A 22,439-nucleotide genomic window follows, 5' to 3' on the forward strand; every position below is an offset into this window, starting at 1 on the left:
GGAAGAGATGCTGAAAAAAATCAAAGAAGCGGCTGAATACATTGAAGAGCGTTTGACGGTCCAACCGGAAATCGGGTTAATCCTGGGCTCCGGACTAGGCGTTCTGGCCGATGAGATCGAAGACGCGGTCAAAATTCCGTACGAAACCATCCCGCACTTCCCGGTGTCAACGGTGGAAGGACATGCGGGACAACTGGTGATCGGAAAGCTGGAAGGCAAATCAGTCATCACGATGCAAGGCCGTTTCCACCTGTATGAAGGATATCCCCTGACAGCGGTGACATTCCCGATCCGGGTGATGAAAGCGCTGGGTGTACGCCGCATGATCGTCACCAATGCGGCCGGGGGTGTGAACGAATCGTTTGAACCGGGCGATCTGATGCTTATCAAGGATCATCTCAACCTGACAGGACGCAACCCACTGATCGGTCCCAACCATCCCGAACTGGGGGTCCGTTTCCCGGATATGTCGGAAGCATATGCGGCATCTCTGCGCGAGTTGGCGCAAACGGTCGCAAATGAACAGGGATTGCGCCTGCGCGAGGGAGTGTATGCCGGGTTGCTCGGACCTTCCTATGAGACGCCGGCCGAAATTCGCATGCTGCGCAAGCTGGGGGCGGACGCAGTCGGCATGTCCACCGTTCCGGAAGTGATTGTGGCCCGGCACGCGGGTATCGAAGTGTTGGGTATCTCTTGCATTTCCAACATGGCCGCCGGCATTTTGCCTCAACCGCTCAGCCATGAAGAAGTGATGGAAACGGCGGAACGGGTAAAAGAATCGTTCATCCGTCTGGTCAAAGGTATTTTGAACCGGATGTAAGGGGCAGAGGGGGAACCGAGATGACGAACCGTTTACAACAAATCCAAGAAGCCAAAGCATACATCGAACAACAAACGGATATCCGGCCGGAAATCGGGTTGATCCTGGGCTCCGGTCTGGGTGTGCTGGCCGATGAGATCGAAGACGCGGTAAAGATTCCGTATGAAATGATCCCGCACTTTCCTGTGTCGACGGTGGAAGGGCATGCAGGACAATTGGTGATCGGAAAGCTGTCCGGCAAAAATGTGGTTGCCATGCAAGGCCGGTTTCATTATTACGAGGGCTACAGCCAGCAGGAAGTGGTGTTTCCCGTATACGTGATGAAATTCCTCGGCGTCACCACGCTGATTGCCACCAATGCCGCGGGCGGGATGAATCCATCTTTTCAACCCGGAGATCTGATGATCATCACCGACCATCTGAACATGACCGGAGACAACCCGCTGATCGGTCCCAATATACCGGAGCTGGGCCCGCGGTTCCCGGATATGTCGCGTGCATATGATCCCGAATTGGTGCAGCTGGCTGAAAAGGTGGCCAAACGGCTGGATGTCCGCGTACAGAAAGGTGTGTATGCGGGTGTGAGCGGTCCCACCTATCTGACACCGGCCGAGCTGATCATGCTGCGCAATCTGGGCGGTTCCGCCGTCGGCATGTCCACGGTGCCGGAAGTGATCGCCGCCAACCATGCCGGTCTTCGCGTGTTGGGCATCTCTTGCATCACCGATATGGCCATCGGTGAAGAACTGGAACCTTTGACGCATGAACAGGTGGTGGAAGTAGCCAACCGGACGCGGCCCCGGTTTATCCGGTTGGTGAAGGGCATCATTGAAGAGGTGACCGTTTGATGCGCATGGTGGATCTGATTCGCAAAAAGCGGGATGGACAAGCACTGACGACGGAGGAGATCGAGTTCCTCATTCGGGGATACGCCAAAGGAGAGATTCCAGACTATCAGGTGTCCGCTTGGGCGATGGCGGTCTACTTCAACGGTATGACTGATCGTGAGACGGCTGATCTGACGATGGCGATGGTCCGCTCCGGTGAACAAGTGGATCTTGCCTCGATTCGCGGAAAAAAGGTGGACAAGCACAGCACAGGCGGCGTGGGGGACAAAACGACCCTGGTCGTGGGCCCGCTGGTAGCCGCCGCCGGGGTTCCCGTAGCCAAATTGTCTGGGCGCGGATTGGGGCACACCGGAGGCACGATCGACAAGTTGGAGTCCATCGCCGGTTTCTCCACTTCGCTGACGCGGGAGGCGTTTGTTCGTCAGGTGAATGAGATTGGTATCGCCGTAACCGGCCAGACGGCCGATCTGACTCCGGCGGACAAACAACTGTACGCACTACGCGATGTGACGGCGACGGTGGATTCCATCCCCTTGATCGCCAGCTCCATCATGAGCAAAAAAATTGCGGGCGGCGCGGATGCGATCGTGTTGGATGTGAAAACAGGTCACGGCGCATTCATGAAAAAAGAAGAGGATGCCATCCGACTCGCGAAAGCAATGGTGTCCATCGGTACCCAAGTGGGGCGGGAAACTGTGGCTGTTATCAGCGACATGAACCAGCCGCTCGGGTTTGCCGTCGGCAATGCGTTGGAAGTGAAGGAGGCGATCGACACCCTGCGCGGTGAGGGACCGGCAGATCTCACCGAGCTGAGTTTAACGCTGGGAGCGCAGATGGTGTTACTCGCCGAGGTGGTGTCCACGTATGCGGAAGCCCGTGCCTTGTTGGCATCCAAGTTGGCAGACGGCTCTGCATTGGAGAAGTTTCGTGCGTTTATTCGGGCACAACATGGAGATGCCGACGTTGTGGATCACCCGGAACGCCTCCCGCAAGCGAAACACCGGATTGAGGTATCGGCTCCGACTGACGGTACGGTATCTGCTCTGCAGGCGGAAGAGATCGGCTTGGCGGCGATGAAGCTGGGGGCGGGACGCTCCACCAAAGAGGATCGGATCGATCACGCGGTGGGCATCGTCCTCCACAAGAAAATCGGGGATGCGCTACAAAAAGGTACTCCGCTGGCTACTCTTCATGCCAATGATTTATCGCGCATCGAGGATGTGAAGGCGCAGGTATTGGCGGCATACGAGATTTCCGAAGAAACGGTGGTGGCGCCAAAGTTGGTTCGCCACATCGTGGATCGTAACGGGATCATCAATATATGAGAATTTGTTGGGGAACCGTTGGGTTCCCCGTTTTTTATTTCCGCTAAAACGTGGTCATGAACCCATCTCCTCCCGGAACATAAACATAATAAAAAAGTTCGGTCGTAAGGAGGGGCATATGTTACGCGCGGATGTAACGATTGAGCCGTCGGAAGTGCAGGTGTTGGTCGAGAATCATTATCCCTTTCGTGTTACTCGTTTGGAAAAGGTACGCGCAGCTTATCGGGTGGAAACAGATCAGGGTGTGTATGCGTTAAAAAACGCCCGCAAGATGAAAGACCTCGGTTATATAGCTGAAGTAGTGGAGCATGTGAAGAAAAAGGGGTTCACCCGTCTGCCTGCCCCGATTCCGACCAAAGATGGTCAGTGGTTGGTAACGTATCGAGATCATCTCTATTGCATGGAAGAGTGGTTGCAACATGTAGAAGAGGTGTCGCCCAAGCGACACGATTGGTTGGGATCGGCTGCTGGTGCGTTGGCGCAATACCATGCCTGTTTCAAGCGTTACCGTCGTTCCCGATGCCCTTCGGGGCGACAGGAACGCAGTTGGTGGCCGAGATTTTTGATGGCACAGTGGCATTGGCTCAGAGACATACGAACCGGTTGGGCTTCTCCGGTTAACGGGATGGAGCATCTCTCTTTTTTACAATACCGCCTTCAACTCGCCTGGCAATCGTGGGAACGGGCGGAGAAGTGGCGACGATCGGGTGATGGGCCGATCGAGGTGTTGTGTCACGGTAGTCTTCATCATGAAAACATCCTCACGGATGGGAAAAAGCAGGTGTGGTTGATCGACTACGAGCGCATGGCTTGGGATGACCGGGTTCGGGACCTGGCTCAATTGATGCAGTATCATTTTCCTCGCCACGGATGGCCCGAGCAGGAGATGTCACGTTTCTTGGAGAGTTACCACAAGGAATATCCGCTTCGAGCTTCCGAATATGTCGCCTTATGCTCCCGAATGGCTGTACCGCCCAAACTGTTCCGGCTGGCACGCAATGTATGGTTCTCCTCTGGTCGTTACCCATCGCTCCTACGGCGATGGGACGACACGATCCGGACCGAAAAGCGAAAAGACCCGTATCTCGCCTATTTATACCACCGTGGTTAAAAGTGGCAGTGTGTTGGAATAATCCTCCTATCCGCCGATCACACTAAAGCTAGTCAGGATAGGAGGGAAGATCCATGCGATCTCGAATCATGTTGTCCGTTTTGATGGTTGCTTTGTTGTTCATGGGAATGATGCCGCGCGCGTTTGCGGAAGAGCGCGAATTGGCACCCCAAGCTCGTTCCGCTGTACTGATGGATGCGGATACGGGAACCATCCTGTATGAAAAAAACGGGCGCGAAAAACTGCCACCCGCGTCCATTACCAAAATCATGACGATGCTGCTGGTGCTGGAGGCATTGGATCAGGGAAAGATCAAATATGACGATCTCGTCCGTGTCAGCGAACACGCTGCGCAAATGGGGGGGTCGCAAATTTATTTGGAGCCCGGTGAACGTATGTCGGTGCGCGATTTGTTGAAGGCGGTTGCAGTGGCGTCGGCTAACGATGCTTCTGTCGCCCTGGCAGAACATGTCAGCGGTACTGATGAAGCATTCGTCAACGAGATGAACCAACGCGCACAAGCCTTGGGTATGAGGGATACACAGTTTCGCAACGTGAACGGCCTGCCTGAGGAAGGCCATTTCACCACCGCACATGACATTGCCATCATGTCCAGGGAGTTGCTGAAACATCCGGAGATCACCAATTTCACACGTATTTACGAAGATTATCTCCGGCAGGGTACTACTAAGCCGTTCTGGTTGGTCAATACCAATCGATTGGTCAAATTTTATCCCGGTGTGGACGGACTGAAGACCGGATATACTTCGGAGGCGAAATTCTGCTTGTCCGCATCTGCCAAAAAAGGCACCTTCCGCGTCATTGCCGTCGTGATGGGGGAACCCAATGCAAAGACGCGCAATCATGAAGTATCGCGTATGTTGGATTTCGCTTATTCGCAGTACACCAACCGGTTGATCTACCGCAAAGATGACCCCATCGCCGAACGCCGGGTGGAGAAAGGGGACCCTGGAAGGATCCTCATCAAAGCGCCCTATCCGCTGAGCATTCTGATGAAAAAGGGAGACAAACCGCAACAATACCAACGCCGCATCGTGTGGAACGATTTGCAGGCACCGGTGGCCAAAGGACAAAAGATCGGCGAGATTCAAATCATCAAGGACGGGAGAATTGTCAGTAGAATGGCATTGAACAGCCCACTGGCAATACGGCGCGCCGGTTTGTGGGCGACGTGGAAACGGGTGAGCAAATCGGTTTTGTGGATTCCGGAGAAGGCCAGCTCCTCATCCACTGATTGACAGGGCACACTTTATTCAATCGGGTGACAGATGTCCCCGATTTTTTTGTTCTTTTGTCAGCGGGAAGGAAAGTATCACAAGGCTGTAGAAATAGTGGGTGGAAAAAAGAGGGGAGTGAGGATGATTGAGCTTCGCCGTTGAGGTGGCGCGGCACCGTCACATATTGGTCGTGCGGTTGTCGGGAGAATTAGACCATCACACTGCAGAGCAGGTAAGAACCCGGATTGAAGAGGAGCTGTCAACCGGCTTATATACGGACTTGGTATTGAACTTGTCCCAACTGACCTTCATGGACAGTTCCGGCTTGGGTGTCATACTGGGACGAATCAAACGTATTTCTCAAATCGGAGGGAAGATGGTGTTGTGTGCGGTCCATCCGTCAATCACCCGTTTATTCGAGTTGTCCGGACTATTTAAAATATTGGAACGATACGACAGTGAGCAGGCGGCGATTACGGCTTGTGAGGTGGCATCATGAACCGCATACATAATAACTTCATGGAATTGCGGTTTGCCAGCCGGTCGGAAAACGAGTCTTTTGCCCGGGTGGCGGTCGCCTCCTTCATCTCGCAACTGGACCCGACGATGGAGGAGTTGACAGATATCAAAACTGTGGTGTCCGAGGCGGTCACCAATGCCATCATCCACGGATATGAGGAACGGGAGGACGGCATCATCACCATCCGGACCGAGATCGAAGGTTCCAAGGTCAGTATCGTGATCGAAGATCGCGGGGTGGGGATCTCGGACATCCATCAGGCACGCCAACCGCTTTATACATCCAAACCGGAGCTGGAGCGGTCCGGTATGGGATTTACCATCATGGAAAATTTTATGGACGAAGTGGAAATCCTCTCACGCCCCGGCTACGGCACGACGGTGCGGTTGGTCAAGCAGCTCAAAACCCATCATCAAACGATGAGTAATTGAGGGTTGCCCATGGATGCGTACGTACGCAACGCCAAGCACCCCCACCTGTCGGATGAAGAGGTCAAAAAGCTGATTCAGAAGAGCCAGGACGGAGATGAAGAAGCGCGCAACCGGTTGGTTCGGCACAATATCCGCCTCGTGTGGTCGGTGGTTCAGCGGTTTATGAACAGGGGATATGAAGCGGAGGACCTGTTTCAAATCGGTTCGATCGGGCTGCTCAAAGCGATTGACAAATTTGACCTGTCGTATGAAGTGAAATTTTCCACGTATGCGGTACCGATGATCATCGGCGAGATCCAGCGTTTTCTTCGTGACGACGGGATGGTCAAAGTGAGCAGATCCCTCAAGGAGTTGGCCAACCGCATTCGAAAAGTGAAGGATGATTTGGCAAAAGAACTGGGACGGGCACCAACCGTACAGGAAATCGCTGATGTGTTGCAGGTGACGCCAGAAGAGATCGTGTTCGCGCAGGAAGCCAATCGGTCTCCCGCTTCCATTCACGAAACGGTGTATGAAAACGATGGAGACCCGATTACGTTGATGGATCAGATTTCCGATGAAGCAGAACATGGTTGGTTTGACACCATGGCGTTGCGGGAAGCGATCGACCGGTTGAATGAGCGGGAACGACTGATCGTGTACTTGCGTTACTACAAGGACCAGACACAGTCCGAAGTGGCAGAGCGGTTGGGTATTTCGCAAGTCCAGGTGTCCCGGTTGGAAAAAAAGATCATCCGCAAAATGAGAGAAGAAATGGACACCCCCTTGGACGATTGAAGAGGTACTTCATGTTGTTGACAAAGTTTCGGGCGCCGCGAGAGGAACAGCGGCGCACCCGCGATGGTTCGACCATTCCAAGCACCGGAAGGTGCTTTTTTCTTTGCATGTTCCAGGTGGTTCCGTTCCATACTAACTCCAACAGAGGACAGGAAAGGAGTTGTCCCGGGTGTCTTCCATGGTCTATATCCGCCTCCGCAAAAAAGTGACCGCGCATGCGGGAAAGATCCTGCGGCTGCGTGATGTGGCACAAGTCATCGCGGATGAACCGTATGCCACAGTCAGGGAGATCCCGGTATATGAACCAGACTTCAAAGAAGGAAATCTGGCCGTGCTGGACCTGATCGACGTGGTTCGTCGAATCCGATCGGCGTTCCCAGGTCTTGACGTGCGCAGCATCGGTCCGGCGCAAGTCATCATCGAATTGCAAGCGGAACGTATCAGACCGCGACTGTGGTGGGTAGCGGGGGTTTGGTTGCTGTTGTTTGTGGGTTCGGCTTTGGCCATCATGAATTTTCATACTGATGTCAGCATGCGGGAAGTTCACGAACGCATCTACTACCTGATGACGGGACAACATGTACACGAACCGCTGGTGTTGCAAATTCCGTATTCATTGGGCATCGGTATCGGTATGATCGTCTTTTTCAACCATCTTTTCAAACGACGGTTAAATGACGAACCCAGTCCGTTGGAGTTGGAAATGTATTTGTACCAGGAACACCTGGATCAATATGTCATCGAACATGAAAAACAAAAAGAGCGTACCCAATCATGAGCGTATGGCAATGCGCATTGCTGGCAGGGATTGGGTTTGCCGGCGGGGTCGCAGTCGGAAGCGGGTTTGTCGCTTTTATTACGGTGTTGGATATCGTACCGCGTCTGGCTCAGTTGTCCAAGACCCCCTATCGGATTCACGCTTACGAATATGCAATTGTCGCAGGTGCCGTAACGGCAACATGGATGGATTTAAGAGGCTGGTCATTTGACGGTCCCATCTGGTTGACGGCGGTGGTCGGATTGTTGGCGGGTTGCTTTATCGGTTTGTTGGCCGCGGCGTTGACTGAGGTGATCAACGTGTTGCCCATTTTGGCCAAGCGGTTGGCGTTGCAGGACGCCTTGCTCTACCTGTTGATGGCCATGGCGATGGGAAAAGTGGCGGGATCGCTCTTTCAATGGCTGATGTTTCATCTGTGAAGTGGAGGGAAGCAGTGTGGGTACGATTTGGACCGCTTTTTTGATCGGTGGTTTGATCTGTGTGATCGGACAATTGTTGATGGATTTGACGCCGCTCACACCGGCTCACGTGTTGAGTATTTTGGTTGTCAGTGGAGCGATTCTCGATGGGCTCGGATTGTACGAACCCCTCATCAAATTTGCCGGAGCGGGTGCGACAGTCCCCATCACCAGTTTCGGCAACGCATTGGTTCACGGTGCATTGCAGGAGGCGAAGAAAAGCGGACCGATCGGGGTGTTGTCGGGCATTTTCCAAATCACCAGTGCAGGGATATCCGCGGCGATCATTTTCGGATTCTTGACGGCGGTGATATTTAAGCCGAAAGGATGAGCCAACATGCCCAAGCGAAAGGTGATACTGATCACGGATGGTGACCGTGTGGCGCAAGCGACCGTCGAGGAAGTGGCCCGTCAGGTGGGAGGACGTTGCATCTCTTCCTCGGCGGGAAATCCGACCCCACTGAGCGGGGAGGAAATCGTGGAGATGATCCGTTCGGCCAAGCACGATCCGGTATTGGTCATGTTTGATGATTGCGGGTGGAATCAAAAAGGGCGGGGAGAACGTGCCCTGGAATATGTGGCCAACCACCCCGACATCGAGGTGCTGGGTGTGATCGCCGTGGCATCCGACAGTCGGAGAGTATCCGGCACACCGGTGGATGTGGCGTTGGACCAAGACGGCAATATCGTTCATCACCGGGTGGATAAGGATGGACATGAGTTGCACCTGGAGCCGCTTCGTATCTATGGAGATACAGTTGATGTGTTGAACCAGATCGAAGCGCCGATCGTTATCGGAATTGGCGACATCGGCAAGATGGAAAATCACGATCGTGCTGATTGGGGTGCTCCGGTGACCACCAAAGCGGTGGAGCTGATTTTGCAACATGCGAACGGGGATTGAGTGCAGAGGGGGCGATTTTGTGACAATGGGTGGTCATTTCCGGAATCGACCTTTCACATCATTGGCGATCGCTGACCGATTCGCCTTTTTTGTTTGCATCCAAAAGGCAGGGGATTTTTTGTTGATCCCCAATCCATCTGAGATATAATGAATATCAATAATACGACACTGTGTGAAAGCACGGACTGTCTATTGGTTTACGGGAGGAGACAACGGTGCATTTACATGGAACCAGTCGCATCAATGAATACGGTCACCTCGAAATCGGGGGATGCGATACAGTGGAGTTGGCGCGCCGTTTCGGCACGCCGCTGTATGTGATGGACGAAGATTTGATCCGGAAACGGATGAGGGAATTCCGGTCCGCGATGGCCGAGACGGGATTGCCGCATCAGGTGGCTTATGCCAGTAAAGCGTTTTGCACCTTGGCCATGTGCCGTCTTGTCGCCGAAGAGGGACTTCACCTGGATGTTGTCTCAGACGGGGAGTTGCATACGGCGCTCCAGGCCGGATTTCCGCCCGAACACATTCATTTTCACGGTAATAACAAAACACCGTTTGAATTGGAGATGGCATTGGAAGCCGGAATCGGACTGTTTATCGTGGACAATTTTGTTGAGTTGTCCATGTTGAACGATCTGGCGGGCAAAAAAGGGATAAACGCCCGCGTATTGCTCCGGGTGACACCTGGAATCGAAGCTTACACACACGAATACATCCAAACCGGTCAAGAAGATTCCAAGTTTGGCTTCGATCTGGCCAGCGGACAAGCGATCGAGGCCGCCAAATTGGCTCGGGATGCGGCGCATCTGTCTTTGGAAGGATTTCACTGCCATATCGGCTCACAAATTTTCGAAACGGAAGGATTCCGTCTGGTGGTGGATAAGATGGCCGCCTTCATCCGTGAATGCAGGGAAACGCTCGCGGTGGAGACCCGAATTTTGAATCTGGGTGGCGGGTTTGGCATCCGTTATCAGAAAGAGGATCGCCCGCTGCCGATCCGCCAATATGTTCAAGCCATCGCCGATGCAGTGAAAACTGCGTTTGCAGGTGAGCCGGTGATCCCCGAAGTATGGCTGGAACCGGGCCGCAGCATCGTCGGTGAGGCGGGAACAACGCTCTATACGGTAGGCACGATGAAAGAGGTACCCGGTGTGCGCAAATATGTGGCCGTGGACGGGGGGATGACGGACAACCTGCGTCCGGCGTTGTACCAAGCCAAATATGAGGCTTTGCTTGCAAACCGTGCTGCGGAAGAACCGACGGAGGTTGTTTCGATCGCCGGCAAATGTTGCGAGAGTGGGGATATGTTGATTTGGGATCTGCCTCTGCCGTCGCCGCGAACGGGAGATATCTTGGCGGTCAGCTGTACGGGAGCATACAACTACAGCATGGCCAACAATTACAACCGCATCCGTCGACCTGCGGTGGTTTTCGTCCGTGACGGTCAAGCGAAAGTCGTCGTCCGCCGGGAGACGTTGGACGATCTGATCCATAACGACTGTCTCTCTCCCGAACCGGTTCAGGTCAAACGGGAAGAGGAAGAGCCGGTGGGATGAAGTCTTAAAAAACGATGTGAGCAAATATCGATTTCGGGGTTGTCTCTCCCGTAAAAAAGCCGCAATCGGCTCGGTGCATGTAATCCAACATTTCCGTCGCCTGCTGGAATTTCCCTTTAATTTCCTTCCCGTCACAAGGATAATTGTTTCATCACGGAGTCATTATAAAGATGCGGGTACGCAACGGTTGAGCTCAGATCCATCTGTGCTCTCATGAATGGGGGTGCAGATGGATCGACCAAAGATTGCATACAGGTCATGCCATTGGCTTGTATGCAGTCGGAGGGAAGATGCCGTACGGTTGGGAAAGGCTCCGTTGCAGTCGGGTATCAACCTGATTGCAGCGGGGTCCCAACCGATCGTACGGCGTCGAGCGAAGATCGTGCAGGGTTCCGAAATGATTCCATACAGCCGTTTGGTTGTATGGGGTTATGAAGGGATCCTGCACGATCGAACGAACCATCATCATGGGTTGTGAAATGTTTGGTCATGGTCGAAAGATCATGGCTGGATATGAAGCGATTCATGGTGGTGCAAGGTAGACCGTTGCGTGCTCGTTTTTTTTTGTACCTCTATTTGCGGCAGTCCGTAACACGAACCCTGGACCGGAGAATTAATCCTATCGGGGAAGGACACGCACCAAAGTGTGGAAATTGCATATGTATGATGCCGGAGGATCCTCCACGATAAACAACGCACGTTGAAGGTTCCAGCGTTCATGACGATCCAGAAGCAACCCGGCGCTCCGGTTAGGTAATTGCTGCTGCCGGGTTGCTTTGTTTTGCGGATCAGTAGCTACATCAGATTAACTGTTTATAATAAAAAATCGTTGCATGTAATTCGCCACTTGCGGATTTCGCATAGTGAGGAATCCGTCCAGCCCGAATATAACCCATAGAAGTATAAAGGAGATTAGAAGGGTCTCCTTCTCTTGTATCGAGAACTAATAACGATCTACCCTCCTGCTTTGCTCTTTCTTCAGCCTTTTGCATTAGTGAACGACCGATACCATTACGTCGATAATGAGGGTGTGTCATTAATTTTGCGATTTGGCTCTATGGCCACCGTTCTGCTTCGTACATAAATGTAACTGTACGCTTCCGACTATCTGATTATTTATTTTAGCGACAAATAGTATCACTTCAGGGTTCAATGCGTTTCGCCAATATTTTTTGTAATCTGAAATCCCCAATGGTGGTAAAAAGCCAATCGACGCACCGTCTTCTGTATCAGAAGTTCCGAAAGTTCATCCATATGTTCTTCAATGGATTTGGTGATCACCGTTCAATTTCTTTCTCGGTTCACTCCACATGCCCACTCAAGGAAGTAGGTTAGGACTGCTCACTCAACCGGCTAAGTAAGTCGCTCACCTGGGATTATTAAATGAGAATGTCCAAAGTCACCCGTCCTTTTTCATACAATTTGTCTGATTTCACTTTGTTTCTCGTTTGATAACGTTAAGAACAGAAAGCGTTTGCAAGATATGAAACAGGAGGAACGGCTGATGAGGATCGGTGTACCGAAAGAGATCAAAAACAGGGAATACCGGGTGGCCATCACCCCTGCGGGTGTCCAGGCGCTCAAGGACGCGGGGCACGAAGTGTGGGTCCAACAGGGAGCCGGAGAGGGAAGCGGTTTTACCGATGAGGAATATGTACGGGCCGGGGCTCAAATGGTGTCCGCGGACGAAGCTTGGTCAGCGGATATGGTGTTGAAAGTAAAAGAGCCGCTGCCGGAAGAGTACCGCTATTTCCGGAGCGATTTGTTGCTGTTCACATATCTGCATCTGGCTGCCGATCGGGCATTGACAGATGCGTTGGTGCAATCGGGTGTCACAGCGATTGCGTATGAAACGGTACAGCTTGACAACGGCGCGTTGCCACTTTTGGCACCGATGAGCGAAGTGGCGGGAAGGATGTCCGTTCAGGTGGGTGCACAATCATTGGAGAAACCCAAAGGGGGATTGGGTGTCCTCTTGGGTGGTGTACCTGGCGTTTCCCCGGCCAATGTGGTGATTGTGGGCGGCGGCGTGGTGGGAACCAATGCCGCGAAAATGGCAGTTGGTCTGGGTGCTCAGGTGACCGTATTGGATGTAAACGGGCAGCGTCTGCGCGAACTGGATGACCTCTTCGGCGGCCGCGTCCGTACGTTGATGTCGAACCGCTACAACATTGAAGAAGCAGTGCAGCAAGCGGATTTGGTGATCGGGTCGGTTTTGATCCCAGGTAAACGCGCACCGAAATTGGTGACGCGGGAAATGGTGGCCAAGATGAAACCCGGATCGGTGATCGTTGATGTGGCCGTGGACCAAGGGGGTTGCGTCGAAACGGCGGATCGGGTCACAACGCATGAGCAACCCACCTATACGGTGTATGGCGTCGTCCATTATTCCGTGGCCAACATGCCCGGTGCGGTGCCGCGAACCTCAACGTTGGCTCTGACCAATGCCACCTTGCCTTATGTATTGCGGCTGGCCGAGGGAAAACTGCATGAAGATCCCGCTCTGTTGCGCGGTGTCAACGTGGCCGCAGGTCGCATCACACACCGTGGTGTAGCCGAATCGTTCAACATGGATTACGTCTCGCCTGAGGAAGCTTTGAGCAGCAAGTTGACAACAGTTTAATCCCTTTTGATGACAACCTCATTTTCCCTATTGGATACCCCACACGGCTTTGGCTGTGTGGGGTGTTTTTACCTAGGGTGTCTGGTCAATATTGCCCGATTTCTTTTCGAGTCATTCCACTTTCTCCCTAACGGTAAGCACATCATGGCCGCTCTGCCTCAGGTGAATGTATGCTCCGCTTTGAGAAAATTGCCTGTGATGGAATCCGTGCGCTTTCCGGGGCGTCGTCCGGCAGGGCTTGGTCAATCGCTCACCTGGGAAAACATTGTCCCCTTACGGCATGAGAAAAAACCCAAAATGTTTTATCTCCGTTGCACCTGGAGAAACCGATGTGCCGACAAAGCGGTTTCCAGCGCGAGGCGCCGGACTGGGGAATCCCAATCTTTTCCCAACAATTGTTCGATTTGTTCCAATCGATAGTACAGTGTTTGGCGATGTATATACAAGACGTTGGAGGTGTGTTGTTTGGACTGGTTTTCAGCCAGATACACTTCCAAGGTTTTGGTCAATTGGGTTCCGTGTTCCCTGTCGTATGTCAAAAGCGGACCGATCTGGGCTTCCACGTATTGCGCCAGAACGGAGGGTGACACCTGCAAAAACAACTGCCAAGCATGGAGATCCTCGCAGTAGACGACAGGAGCCGACGAAGTGGTTTCCCCGTCGTTGGCTGGGACATCGGCGACGTTGATGAGGGACAAGGCCGCAACGGCTTGACGCCACGCTTGAGGCGCTTGCTCCCAGCGGGTAAAGGCAAGACTGACTCCCGCTTTCCAGTCAAAGGGCCCGAGATGAGACCAGTTGGGGGACTGGATGGACACACGGTTGAAACCACGTCGCAACCGGTCCTGAAACGGCAGATTGGCGGTAGGAGTCCGGTCGGCGAGAATCAGGACCCATAGTCCTTCGTGCGGAGCGGTCCATACTCCGACGCCCAGTGGGGTTAATTCATTTCGTATGGTGTGCGTCCATTTCAGCAAGGCGATATTTTGCATGGTTTCCACACGGTTGTATTCCGAGTTGTATCCATGGCAAGGCTCAACCGCACAAATCGCCAGTTGTCCGCCTTGATCGACGGCTTCGGAAAGCTCCTTAGGAGGTCGGGTTGAACCCGATTCAATCAGGTGATCGATCCACTGCTGTGTCACCCGTAACCGGCGTTCTTCCAACGAAATGCTCCGCAACAGTTCCTGAGCGAGCGCAGTAGCCGCGCGTTCCATAACCAGTCGCGCGAAGTCGGTCGGGGCGGTGGAACCGCTCATTTGCAGTTCACCCACTTGTACATCCAAGACGACGATCGGATGAGATAAGACATGCGGATGTTCCGGGTTTTCCCGAAAGTCGGGATATACCAAATCCTCCCCCAGATAATCAACCAAACGGACCGCATACCCCGTTTCCTGATGCAGCAGTCGAAGGATGTTGGTCGCTCCCTGCGGCTTCAGTGCCAGCTGGTGAAATTGGTGAGAGAGCCGTTCCAACGCCAGCAACTGCCGGTGGTGTCGATGGATCAGATCGCCGTGAATGTCCTGTGTGATTTCAATGAAGGAAACCGGTTCTTCAAACACGATGATCGGGAAGGCGTGCTGGTCAGCAAAAGCTTTGGCTTCCTCAGACAGGTGGACGAATTGATGGACCAATTCGATGGCCAGGGCGGACACGCCACTTTCCCACAGTTCGCGAACAAACTGTACCTTCAATTCTTTTTCTTCTCCCAGACCCACCCCGGTCATGAGAATCAATTCGTTTCCCCGCACATAAGATGAGCCGTCCATGATTTCCAAGATGTGAACCCATTTCACCTCGCGGTGCAGGCCACGGGAGCCGGCAGCCACTTTGGCGTGCCGGAACAGCGGGCGTTTCAGAATGTCGGAGACGGTCAGTGGCGATTGGATGTCCATAAGCACTTCCTCCCACGATGCGACGGTTTCATGATCATGATACTTCAAGGCAGGGGAGTGAGAAAGTAAAGTTTTTTCCAAGTCGAACGCAGGGAATAAGCCGGTCTGTGGCAAGTTTGTGCCTCTTTTTCTGGTAACAGGTCTAATTTTTTCGTGCTGTGTTATGATAGGAACGAAGGTGGTGCGTTAGAGGAGGGACCCTGGTGAGTCGAGGCTTGAAATGGTTTTCATGGACAACTGCGTTTGGGCTTTATCTCATATTGCTCATGGGAGCATTGGTAACAAAAACGGGTTCGGGAAAAGGCTGCGGCAATACGTGGCCGTTTTGCAACGGAGAAGTGTTTCCGACCTATGCTACGCTTCAGACATGGGTGGAGTACAGCCACCGTGTCGTCTCTGGGCTGGTCGGTTTGTTCGTCGTGATTTTGGCTGTCTGGGCATGGAAGGTGTTCCGCCAGGACCGTGTGGTGTTGTGGTTGGCTGCCGCCAGCGTCTTTTTCGTGGTCCTGCAAGGACTGTTGGGAGCGGCTGCCGTGGTGTGGGGTCAATCCGACGCCGTGTTGGCTTCCCACTTCGGATTTTCGCTGATGTCGCTGGCTGCTTGTGTATTGTTGGTCTTGTATTTGGAGCAAAAAGACAAAGGAGACGCGTCCCCCGACCGCACCGTGTCCACTCGTTACAAATACGGCGTATGGGGGATCACCGTTTACACGTATCTCGTCGTGTACACGGGCGCATACGTGCGTCATACCGGCTCCAGCCTGGGTTGCGGGGAAAACTTCCCTGGTTGTGACGGACATTGGTTGCCCGATTGGACCAGTTTGGCGGGCATCCATCTGTTGCACCGAACTGCGGCATATTCCCTGTGGCTGTTGGTGGCGGGGCTGGTGTGGGTCACCGTCCGATTTTACCGTCAACATCATGAGTTGGTGCGTGCTGCATGGTTCGCATGGGTGTTTGTCACCTTGCAGGCGGCGACCGGCATCGCCAGTGTACTGACCGGCATCCAGCTAATCATCGCGCTGTTGCACACGACGGTCATCTCCATCTTTTTCTCGGTGATGTGTTATTTGTGCATGCGGGTGGGCATGCCTTGGCGTCACAAACCAGCCGTCAGAGAAGAAGCCATGAAGTGAGGATGGTCGTTTACGTAGACTTTTGTTTCGACTTCCGTTATACTTTGAAGTACAACCGTATAGGAAACATCCAATAACATCCTTCGGGGCAGGGTGAAATTCCCGACCGGCGGTGATGGCGGACGAATCCGCCTCAGCCCGTGACCCGCGAATTCGCGGTGGATCCGGTGAAACTCCGGGGCCGACAGTGAGAGTCTGGATGGGAGAAGGATGAACGGGATGCGTGTATCTTCTTCTGGGGTTGGGAAAATAATCCAACTCCGGGTGGAAGGTTTATTTTACTATGCACAAATATCATGCGCCATCCTTGTTCATGTTTTCACAAGCCCCGGATTTCCGGGGCTTTTTCTGTACCCGTTGCGATCCTCGAAAACAAAGGAGACAGGATATGGAGCACCATGAAAAATGGATGCGGTTGGCGTTGCAGCTGGCGCGATCGGCCGAGGGGCAAACCTCGCCCAATCCGTTGGTAGGGGCGGTGGTGGTCAAGGACGGCCGGTTGATCGGGATGGGGGCGCATTTGCGTGCGGGTACGCCGCACGCGGAAGTACACGCGTTGGACATGGCCGGCCCGGAAGCGCACGGCAGCACGTTGTATGTCACGCTAGAACCGTGCAATCACTATGGACGCACGCCTCCATGTACGGAAAAAGTGATCACCTCCGGTGTGAAAACGGTCGTGATCGGCTCGAAAGATCCTGATCCGCGTGTGGCAGGAAGCGGTATTCGGCGATTGCAGGAAGCGGGCGTCGAGGTGGTGCTGGGAGTACTGGAGGCAGAATGTCTCCGGCTGAATGAAGCGTATTTTCATCACCGACGGACTGGCAGGCCGTTTGTTACCTTAAAAACGGCCTCTACGCTGGACGGTAAAATCGCGACACATACCGGGCACAGCCGGTGGGTGACGGGTGAAGCTGCCCGGGCGGAAGTGCACAGACTCCGTCACATCCATGATGCAATCATGGTGGGTGTCGGCACTGTGTTGGCTGACAAGCCGCGGTTGACCACGCGTTTGCCGAGAGGCGGCCACAACCCGATCCGGGTGGTGATCGACAGCCGTCTGCGTCTTCCGTCGGACACGCCGGTGACGGACGTGACGGAAGCACCGACTTGGGTGTTTTGCACTGACGAGCGGGACCCGGACAAAGAGGAACAATTGCGTGCCAAAGGGGTCAAAATCGTATCCACCGGGCCTGGTCCACGTGTCGACTTGCACCGCGTCATGCGGGTATTGGGGGAACACGGAGTGCTGTCGATATTGGTGGAAGGCGGCGGAACGCTGAACGCCGCACTGTTGCGGGAACGGTTGGTGGACAAAGTGATCGCATTTGTCGCTCCCAAGCTGTTGGGCGGGCAGAACAGCCCCACTTCCGTCGAAGGGGAGGAACGGGAGACGATGGCGGAGGCGATTCATCTCCGGGATCTCGAGGTGCAACGCTTTGGAGAGGATTTGTGTGTGATCGGATATCCCGTATTCCCGTCGTAAAGGAGGAATCCGGTTGTTTACGGGGATTATCGAAGAAGTGGGTTCAATCCGGAAAATGGCCCGGCAGGGGATGGCGATGGAGCTCACGATTGCCTGCCGCAAGGTGTTGGAAGGGGTGCAATTGGGGGACAGCATTGCCGTCAATGGGGTGTGCCTCACTGTGACCCGTTTCGCAGAGGACCATTTTACGGCCGACGTAATGCCGGAAACGATGAAACGAACCAACTTGGGTTCCTTGTCCGTAGGTTCACCGGTCAATCTGGAACGCGCATTGGCCGCGGGACAACGATTGGGTGGCCATTTCGTCCAGGGACACGTGGATGGCGTTGGTACGATCACAGATCGAACGCCGTATGAAAATGCGGTGCTGTTCCGCATTTCGGTTCCGACGGAACTGACCCGGTTTATGGTGGAAAAGGGGTCTGTTGCGGTCAACGGGATCAGTCTGACGTTGGTGGATGTAGGTAAAGACTTCTTCACTGTATCGGTGATACCTCACACCTTAACCCATACCCAATTGCATGCGGCCAAAGTGGGAGATCCCGTCAATATCGAGTGTGATATGATCGGTAAATATATCGCCAAAATGCTGGGCAAGACAAAAGAGAACGAAGGGTTGACGTTGGAGATACTCCGACAAAACGGATTCGCATGATTGTTTACCAGGGGTCTAGAGCGTGTCTGGGCATTCTAGGGAGCGATGTTTTCCCAGCCGAGAGACCGACCAATCCCTGATTAAGCGAAAACTCGGGATCACAGGATTGAAATCGTGGGCAATTTCCTCAAAGCGAAGTGTATTTTGCCAGCGACCTGAGCTGACCGAGTTGGAGCGGTCATCATCTGCATCCCTTCAGGGCGCAGGTGGAGCGAGCCGGGAAAGCAATGTGGGCAGTATTCACCAGACACACCTTAACCAATTGGCAATGGGCAACGTTTCCCAGGTGATAGTCCAAACCGCCGAGCGGGTGAACATGCGCGAAAGGAGGCGGGGGAGATGTATTCCTTCGACCCGATTGAGGAAGCCATTTATGAATTGATGCAAGGAAACGTCATCATTGTGGTGGACGACGAAGACCGCGAAAACGAAGGTGATTTCGTAGCGCTGGCGGAAAAGGCCACGCCGGATGTGATCAATTTCATGATCAAGTATGGGCGTGGTCTGGTGTGTGTGCCCATCACCGAGGAGCGGGCGCAGGAGTTGGACCTGCCGCCGATGGTGCACCACAACACGGATACACATGGAACGGCGTTTACAGTGTCCGTCGATCACGTGAGCTGCACGACCGGCATTTCCGCATATGAGCGGTCTACCACCATCAGAGCCTTGATCGACCCGAAGACGCGCCCCGAAGATTTCCGCCGTCCGGGCCACATCTTTCCGCTGATTGCCAAAAAGGGCGGGGTGTTGCGCCGAGCCGGCCACACCGAAGCGGCTGTCGACCTGGCGCGGATGTGCGGGGCATATCCGGCAGGCGTTATCTGTGAAGTGATCAAGGAAGACGGTTCGATGGCCCGCGTGCCCGACCTGATGGAGATCGCCAAACAACACGATTTGAAAATCATCACGATTCAGGATTTGATTCAATACCGCAACCGCAAAGACAAATTGGTTGAACGCGTCGTCGCGACGAAAATGCCGACGGAGTTTGGGGAATTCACCGCTATCGGCTACACCAATGAAGTGGACGATCGGGAACACGTCGCATTAGTTAAAGGAGAGATTGACCCGGAAAAACCGGTGCTGGTCCGGGTGCACTCCGAATGTCTGACTGGTGACGTGTTCGGTTCGCACCGCTGCGACTGCGGTCCCCAGCTTCATGCAGCACTGAAGCGGATCAACGATGAGGGAGCGGGCGTATTGCTCTACATGCGGCAAGAGGGGCGGGGCATCGGGCTGTTGAACAAATTAAAAGCCTACAAATTGCAGGAACAGGGACTGGATACGGTGGAAGCCAACTTGAAGCTCGGATTCCGCCCCGATCTGCGCGATTACGGGATCGGTGCACAAATTTTGCGGGACCTGGGTGTGCGCAAGATGCGCCTGATGACCAACAACCCGCGCAAAATCACCGGTTTGAAAGGGTACGGGCTGGAAGTGGTCGAAGTGGTGCCGATCCAGATCCCGCCCAATGAATCCAACAAACGGTATCTGTTGACCAAGAAAAACAAAATGGGACACATGCTCAATCTGTAATGGAAAAGAAAGGAGAACGCATCGTGGCAAAAGTGTACGAAGGAAAATTGGTGGCGCAAGGTCTTCGTTTCGGTATTGTGGTGAGCCGGTTCAATGAATTTATCACCAGCAAACTTTTGGGCGGTGCGCAGGATGCTCTCATTCGGCACGGAGCGAATGAGGCGGACATCGAAGTGGCCTGGGTGCCGGGAGCGTTTGAAATCCCTTTGATCGCCGACCAGATGGCGGCTTCTGGCAAATACGACGCGGTAATTGCGTTGGGGACGGTGATTCGCGGGGCGACGCCCCACTTTGATTACGTGTGCAATGAGGTGGCCAAGGGTGTTTCTCAAGCTGCTTTGAAACATGGTTTGCCGGTGATTTTCGGCGTCATCACCGTGGACACCATCGAGCAGGCGATTGAGCGGGCTGGCACCAAGGCCGGAAACAAAGGATGGGAAGCAGCGACCGCGGCGATCGAGATGGCCAATCTGCAACGGGAACTCCGAGGCTGATCGACGGACGTCCGGGAGGAAGTGCATGTGGACGTCAAAATCAAACTGGACACGTTCGAGGGTCCGTTGGATCTATTGCTCCATCTGATCGAACGGGCTGAGGTGGACATCTACGAGGTACCGATCGCACGGATTACTGATCAGTACATGGAATACTTATCGGCGATGCAGGAATGGGAGATGGAGATCGCCAGCGAGTTCCTGGTGATGGCGGCCACATTGCTGGCCATCAAAAGTAAAATGTTGTTGCCGCGGCAGGAACCAACAGAGATGGAACTGGACGAATATGCCGAGTGGGAGGAAGAGGCCGACCCGCGTGAAGCGCTGATCGAGCGGCTGTTGGAATACAAAAAGTATAAAAAGCTGGCCGATGTGTTGCGGGAACACGAATCCAGCCGCAGTTTGGTCTACTCCCGTCCTCCGATGGATCTCACGCCGTATGCACGGGAACGAAATCCGCTGGAAGGGATCCGTCCGGACGATTTGTTGCAGTTTTTCGTGGACGTACTCCGCCAGCAAAAAGAATCGCAACAGGTGGCCCGGGTCTCGCGGGAGGAGATTTCGATCGGCGACCGCATCAGAGAGATCATCGAACGTCTGCACACCGAGGGAGGAGCTGTCCGCTTTTCACGTCTGGTGGAACGCGGACGTATCACCCGGGAATGGATCGTCACCACGTTTTTGGCGATCTTGGAGCTGATGAAGGCCAAACGGATCATTTGCCGACAGGAACGGCTGTTTGACGATTTGTGGATTATCGCCGCAGATATGAGGGGGGATCAGTCGCTTGGAACCGCGGGAGAGGAAGGCGATCATTGAAGGGTTGCTGTTTGCCGCCGGTGAGGAGGGTTTGCATCCCAAAGAGATTGCCGAGTATCTGGAAACCGATGTCCGCACTGTACGGGAAACGATTCGCGAGATGCAAGAGGAATGGCGGCAGGCGGGCCGTGGTGTGCAGATCGTCGAAGTGGCACAGGTTTACCAGATGACCACCTTGCCGGAACACAGCCCGTATTTCGAAAAACTGGCCCAAGCACCCAATCGGTCTGTTCTGTCACGTGCAGCTTTGGAAACATTGGCGATTATCGCTTACCGTCAGCCGATCACGCGCATGGAAGTGGAGGAAGTGCGGGGCGTCAAAAGCGAACGCACCATACAATCTCTCCTGCGCAAAGGTTTGGTGAAGGAAGTGGGGCGTGCCGAAGGATTGGGCCGTCCCATCCTGTACGGAACAACACGGGAGTTTTTGGACTACTTCGGGTTGAAGAGTTTGGATGAACTTCCCATGCCCGATACGATTTTCGACTGGGCCGAATGGGAAGCTGAACGAAAGGAATTGTACAGACGCTTGGGTGTGGACCGTGATACCGTGTCGGAGACGGCAATCTCGACCGAAGAGGATCAGATGGAGGAAGAAGAGTGAAACAATCCCCGCGCATCGTTCCGATGTGGCGGGGGTGGTTTTTGACAAAGATATAATCATATGCTTATATTGGGATGTGGTGATGTTGATGGAAATTCATCTGCTTGCCGAATGTCACAAAGCATTGGGAGATCCGACACGCCTGAAGATCTTGGCACTGTTGAAGGAAGAGGAGTTGTGCGTTTGCGAGTTGGTCGAGATCCTGAAAATGAGTCAACCTGCTGTGTCCCAACATATGCGCCGATTGAAAAATGCCGGTCTGGTCAAGGAACGGCGTCAGGGACAATGGGTGTTTTACTCCTTGGACGGAACCCAGTTTCCTTTCATGCAAAGTGTGTTGTCTTGTTTACCGGACATGCGTGAGGAGATTGACCAATTAAAGGAAAAAGGGTTAAAGGTGCAGTGTGGATCATGAC

Annotated in this window: 24 protein-coding genes, 1 pseudogene and 1 riboswitch; of the genes and pseudogenes, 23 read left to right on the top strand and 2 right to left on the bottom strand. The window is 53.8% G+C overall.

Going from position 1 to position 22,439, the window contains the following annotated elements; genetic code table 11:
* The first annotated feature begins 7 nt into the window (after positions 1 to 7).
* The 14 genes from KI215_RS07260 to KI215_RS07325 all read left to right on the top strand — a co-directional run bounded on the left by KI215_RS07260 (position 8) and on the right by KI215_RS07325 (position 11,247).
* On the top strand, positions 8 to 820 hold the full coding sequence (locus KI215_RS07260; RefSeq protein WP_420830185.1) for a purine-nucleoside phosphorylase: 813 nt from the start codon (positions 8 to 10) through the stop codon (positions 818 to 820).
* Positions 821 to 840: 20 nt separating this feature from the next.
* Positions 841 to 1,668 (top strand): purine-nucleoside phosphorylase, encoded by an 828-nt coding sequence (locus tag KI215_RS07265; RefSeq protein ID WP_212774864.1) that lies wholly within the window; start codon positions 841 to 843, stop codon positions 1,666 to 1,668.
* The gene (locus tag KI215_RS07270) at positions 1,668 to 2,993 is read left to right on the top strand and encodes a pyrimidine-nucleoside phosphorylase (RefSeq protein WP_212775111.1); all 1,326 of its coding nucleotides are present in this window, start codon (positions 1,668 to 1,670) and stop codon (positions 2,991 to 2,993) included. Before KI215_RS07265 ends, KI215_RS07270 begins: the two co-directional genes overlap by 1 nt.
* A 118-nt stretch (positions 2,994 to 3,111) precedes the next feature.
* Entirely contained in the window at positions 3,112 to 4,104 is a 993-nt protein-coding gene (locus KI215_RS07275) for a phosphotransferase (protein WP_212774865.1), read from the top strand.
* A 74-nt stretch (positions 4,105 to 4,178) separates the two neighbouring features.
* Positions 4,179 to 5,363 (top strand): D-alanyl-D-alanine carboxypeptidase family protein, encoded by a 1,185-nt coding sequence (locus tag KI215_RS07280; RefSeq protein ID WP_212774866.1) that lies wholly within the window; start codon positions 4,179 to 4,181, stop codon positions 5,361 to 5,363.
* Between the two features lie 124 nt (positions 5,364 to 5,487).
* Positions 5,488 to 5,841: an anti-sigma F factor antagonist gene (spoIIAA, locus tag KI215_RS07285; protein ID WP_212774867.1), complete on the top strand. Its 354-nt coding sequence runs from the start codon at positions 5,488 to 5,490 to the stop codon at positions 5,839 to 5,841.
* Positions 5,838 to 6,293: an anti-sigma F factor gene (spoIIAB, locus tag KI215_RS07290; RefSeq protein ID WP_212774868.1), complete on the top strand. Its 456-nt coding sequence runs from the start codon at positions 5,838 to 5,840 to the stop codon at positions 6,291 to 6,293. The genes spoIIAA and spoIIAB overlap by 4 nt, the downstream gene beginning before the upstream one ends.
* A gap of 9 nt (positions 6,294 to 6,302) precedes the next feature.
* Positions 6,303 to 7,070, top strand: coding sequence for an RNA polymerase sporulation sigma factor SigF (gene sigF / locus KI215_RS07295; protein ID WP_212774869.1), 768 nt, complete (start codon positions 6,303 to 6,305; stop codon positions 7,068 to 7,070).
* A gap of 178 nt (positions 7,071 to 7,248) precedes the next feature.
* Positions 7,249 to 7,848 carry a stage V sporulation protein AA gene (locus tag KI215_RS07300; protein ID WP_212775112.1) on the top strand — a complete coding sequence of 200 codons (600 nt, stop codon included), beginning with the start codon at positions 7,249 to 7,251 and terminating at the stop codon, positions 7,846 to 7,848.
* On the top strand, positions 7,845 to 8,267 hold the full coding sequence (locus KI215_RS07305) for a stage V sporulation protein AB (protein WP_212774870.1): 423 nt from the start codon (positions 7,845 to 7,847) through the stop codon (positions 8,265 to 8,267). The genes KI215_RS07300 and KI215_RS07305 overlap by 4 nt, the downstream gene beginning before the upstream one ends.
* A 16-nt stretch (positions 8,268 to 8,283) precedes the next feature.
* Complete coding sequence (spoVAE, locus tag KI215_RS07310; RefSeq protein ID WP_212774871.1) at positions 8,284 to 8,637, top strand: stage V sporulation protein AE; 354 nt, start codon at positions 8,284 to 8,286, stop codon at positions 8,635 to 8,637.
* A 6-nt stretch (positions 8,638 to 8,643) separates the two neighbouring features.
* Entirely contained in the window at positions 8,644 to 9,210 is a 567-nt protein-coding gene (gene spoVAEA, locus KI215_RS07315) for a stage V sporulation protein SpoVABEA (RefSeq protein ID WP_212774872.1), read from the top strand.
* Between the two features lie 215 nt (positions 9,211 to 9,425).
* Entirely contained in the window at positions 9,426 to 10,769 is a 1,344-nt protein-coding gene (gene lysA, locus KI215_RS07320; protein ID WP_212774873.1) for a diaminopimelate decarboxylase, read from the top strand.
* A gap of 229 nt (positions 10,770 to 10,998) precedes the next feature.
* Positions 10,999 to 11,247 carry a hypothetical protein gene (locus tag KI215_RS07325; RefSeq protein WP_212774874.1) on the top strand — a complete coding sequence of 83 codons (249 nt, stop codon included), beginning with the start codon at positions 10,999 to 11,001 and terminating at the stop codon, positions 11,245 to 11,247.
* Positions 11,248 to 11,569: 322 nt separating this feature from the next.
* On the opposite strand, the pseudogene KI215_RS07330 reads toward KI215_RS07325, so the two are convergent.
* Positions 11,570 to 12,023, bottom strand: a pseudogene (locus tag KI215_RS07330) (GNAT family N-acetyltransferase).
* Positions 12,024 to 12,273: 250 nt separating this feature from the next.
* Between KI215_RS07330 and ald the strand changes: the two are divergent.
* The gene (ald, locus tag KI215_RS07335; protein ID WP_212774875.1) at positions 12,274 to 13,392 is read left to right on the top strand and encodes an alanine dehydrogenase; all 1,119 of its coding nucleotides are present in this window, start codon (positions 12,274 to 12,276) and stop codon (positions 13,390 to 13,392) included.
* A 302-nt stretch (positions 13,393 to 13,694) separates the two neighbouring features.
* Here the strand turns inward: ald and KI215_RS07340 are convergent, their stop codons facing one another.
* Positions 13,695 to 15,290 (bottom strand): PucR family transcriptional regulator, encoded by a 1,596-nt coding sequence (locus KI215_RS07340; protein WP_212774876.1) that lies wholly within the window; start codon positions 15,288 to 15,290, stop codon positions 13,695 to 13,697.
* A gap of 203 nt (positions 15,291 to 15,493) precedes the next feature.
* Here KI215_RS07340 and KI215_RS07345 point away from each other — a divergent pair, with 203 nt between their 5' ends.
* The 8 genes from KI215_RS07345 to KI215_RS07380 all read left to right on the top strand — a co-directional run bounded on the left by KI215_RS07345 (position 15,494) and on the right by KI215_RS07380 (position 22,438).
* Positions 15,494 to 16,426, top strand: a complete 933-nt coding sequence (locus KI215_RS07345) for a COX15/CtaA family protein (protein ID WP_212774877.1) — start codon at positions 15,494 to 15,496, stop codon at positions 16,424 to 16,426.
* 75 nt (positions 16,427 to 16,501) lie between these two features.
* A riboswitch (FMN riboswitch) is annotated at positions 16,502 to 16,641 on the top strand.
* 173 nt (positions 16,642 to 16,814) lie between these two features.
* Positions 16,815 to 17,912 (top strand): bifunctional diaminohydroxyphosphoribosylaminopyrimidine deaminase/5-amino-6-(5-phosphoribosylamino)uracil reductase RibD, encoded by a 1,098-nt coding sequence (gene ribD / locus KI215_RS07350; RefSeq protein ID WP_212774878.1) that lies wholly within the window; start codon positions 16,815 to 16,817, stop codon positions 17,910 to 17,912.
* Positions 17,913 to 17,925: 13 nt separating this feature from the next.
* Complete coding sequence (gene ribE / locus KI215_RS07355) at positions 17,926 to 18,567, top strand: riboflavin synthase (RefSeq protein WP_212774879.1); 642 nt, start codon at positions 17,926 to 17,928, stop codon at positions 18,565 to 18,567.
* A 339-nt stretch (positions 18,568 to 18,906) separates the two neighbouring features.
* Complete coding sequence (locus tag KI215_RS07360; RefSeq protein WP_212774880.1) at positions 18,907 to 20,106, top strand: bifunctional 3,4-dihydroxy-2-butanone-4-phosphate synthase/GTP cyclohydrolase II; 1,200 nt, start codon at positions 18,907 to 18,909, stop codon at positions 20,104 to 20,106.
* A 23-nt stretch (positions 20,107 to 20,129) separates the two neighbouring features.
* A complete protein-coding gene (gene ribH / locus KI215_RS07365; RefSeq protein WP_275956747.1) occupies positions 20,130 to 20,600 on the top strand; it encodes a 6,7-dimethyl-8-ribityllumazine synthase in 471 nt (156 codons plus the stop codon).
* A 27-nt stretch (positions 20,601 to 20,627) separates the two neighbouring features.
* The gene (locus tag KI215_RS07370; protein WP_212774882.1) at positions 20,628 to 21,419 is read left to right on the top strand and encodes a segregation and condensation protein A; all 792 of its coding nucleotides are present in this window, start codon (positions 20,628 to 20,630) and stop codon (positions 21,417 to 21,419) included.
* Positions 21,388 to 22,023, top strand: coding sequence for an SMC-Scp complex subunit ScpB (gene scpB / locus KI215_RS07375; protein ID WP_212774883.1), 636 nt, complete (start codon positions 21,388 to 21,390; stop codon positions 22,021 to 22,023). Before KI215_RS07370 ends, scpB begins: the two co-directional genes overlap by 32 nt.
* Positions 22,024 to 22,111: 88 nt before the next feature.
* Positions 22,112 to 22,438 carry an ArsR/SmtB family transcription factor gene (locus KI215_RS07380; RefSeq protein WP_212774884.1) on the top strand — a complete coding sequence of 109 codons (327 nt, stop codon included), beginning with the start codon at positions 22,112 to 22,114 and terminating at the stop codon, positions 22,436 to 22,438.
* Position 22,439 lies beyond the last annotated feature (1 nt).

Origin of the sequence: Polycladomyces abyssicola (genome assembly GCF_018326425.1) — a bacterium.
GTDB classification, from domain to species: domain Bacteria; phylum Bacillota; class Bacilli; order Thermoactinomycetales; family JIR-001; genus Polycladomyces; species Polycladomyces abyssicola.

Bases quoted from the DNA above. Each gene is read 5' to 3' on its own strand.
- KI215_RS07260 (WP_420830185.1), top strand. From the start codon at position 8: ATGCTGAAAAAAATCAAAGAAGCGGCTGAATACATTGAAGAGCGTTTG.
- KI215_RS07265 (WP_212774864.1), top strand. From the start codon at position 841: ATGACGAACCGTTTACAACAAATCCAAGAAGCCAAAGCATACATCGAA.
- KI215_RS07270 (WP_212775111.1), top strand. From the start codon at position 1,668: ATGCGCATGGTGGATCTGATTCGCAAAAAGCGGGATGGACAAGCACTG.
- KI215_RS07275 (WP_212774865.1), top strand. From the start codon at position 3,112: ATGTTACGCGCGGATGTAACGATTGAGCCGTCGGAAGTGCAGGTGTTG.
- KI215_RS07280 (WP_212774866.1), top strand. From the start codon at position 4,179: ATGCGATCTCGAATCATGTTGTCCGTTTTGATGGTTGCTTTGTTGTTC.
- spoIIAB (WP_212774868.1), top strand. From the start codon at position 5,838: ATGAACCGCATACATAATAACTTCATGGAATTGCGGTTTGCCAGCCGG.
- sigF (WP_212774869.1), top strand. From the start codon at position 6,303: ATGGATGCGTACGTACGCAACGCCAAGCACCCCCACCTGTCGGATGAA.
- KI215_RS07300 (WP_212775112.1), top strand. From the start codon at position 7,249: ATGGTCTATATCCGCCTCCGCAAAAAAGTGACCGCGCATGCGGGAAAG.
- KI215_RS07305 (WP_212774870.1), top strand. From the start codon at position 7,845: ATGAGCGTATGGCAATGCGCATTGCTGGCAGGGATTGGGTTTGCCGGC.
- spoVAEA (WP_212774872.1), top strand. From the start codon at position 8,644: ATGCCCAAGCGAAAGGTGATACTGATCACGGATGGTGACCGTGTGGCG.
- KI215_RS07325 (WP_212774874.1), top strand. From the start codon at position 10,999: ATGGATCGACCAAAGATTGCATACAGGTCATGCCATTGGCTTGTATGC.
- ald (WP_212774875.1), top strand. From the start codon at position 12,274: ATGAGGATCGGTGTACCGAAAGAGATCAAAAACAGGGAATACCGGGTG.
- KI215_RS07340 (WP_212774876.1), bottom strand. From the start codon at position 15,290: ATGGACATCCAATCGCCACTGACCGTCTCCGACATTCTGAAACGCCCG.
- ribD (WP_212774878.1), top strand. From the start codon at position 16,815: ATGGAGCACCATGAAAAATGGATGCGGTTGGCGTTGCAGCTGGCGCGA.
- KI215_RS07360 (WP_212774880.1), top strand. From the start codon at position 18,907: ATGTATTCCTTCGACCCGATTGAGGAAGCCATTTATGAATTGATGCAA.
- KI215_RS07380 (WP_212774884.1), top strand. From the start codon at position 22,112: ATGGAAATTCATCTGCTTGCCGAATGTCACAAAGCATTGGGAGATCCG.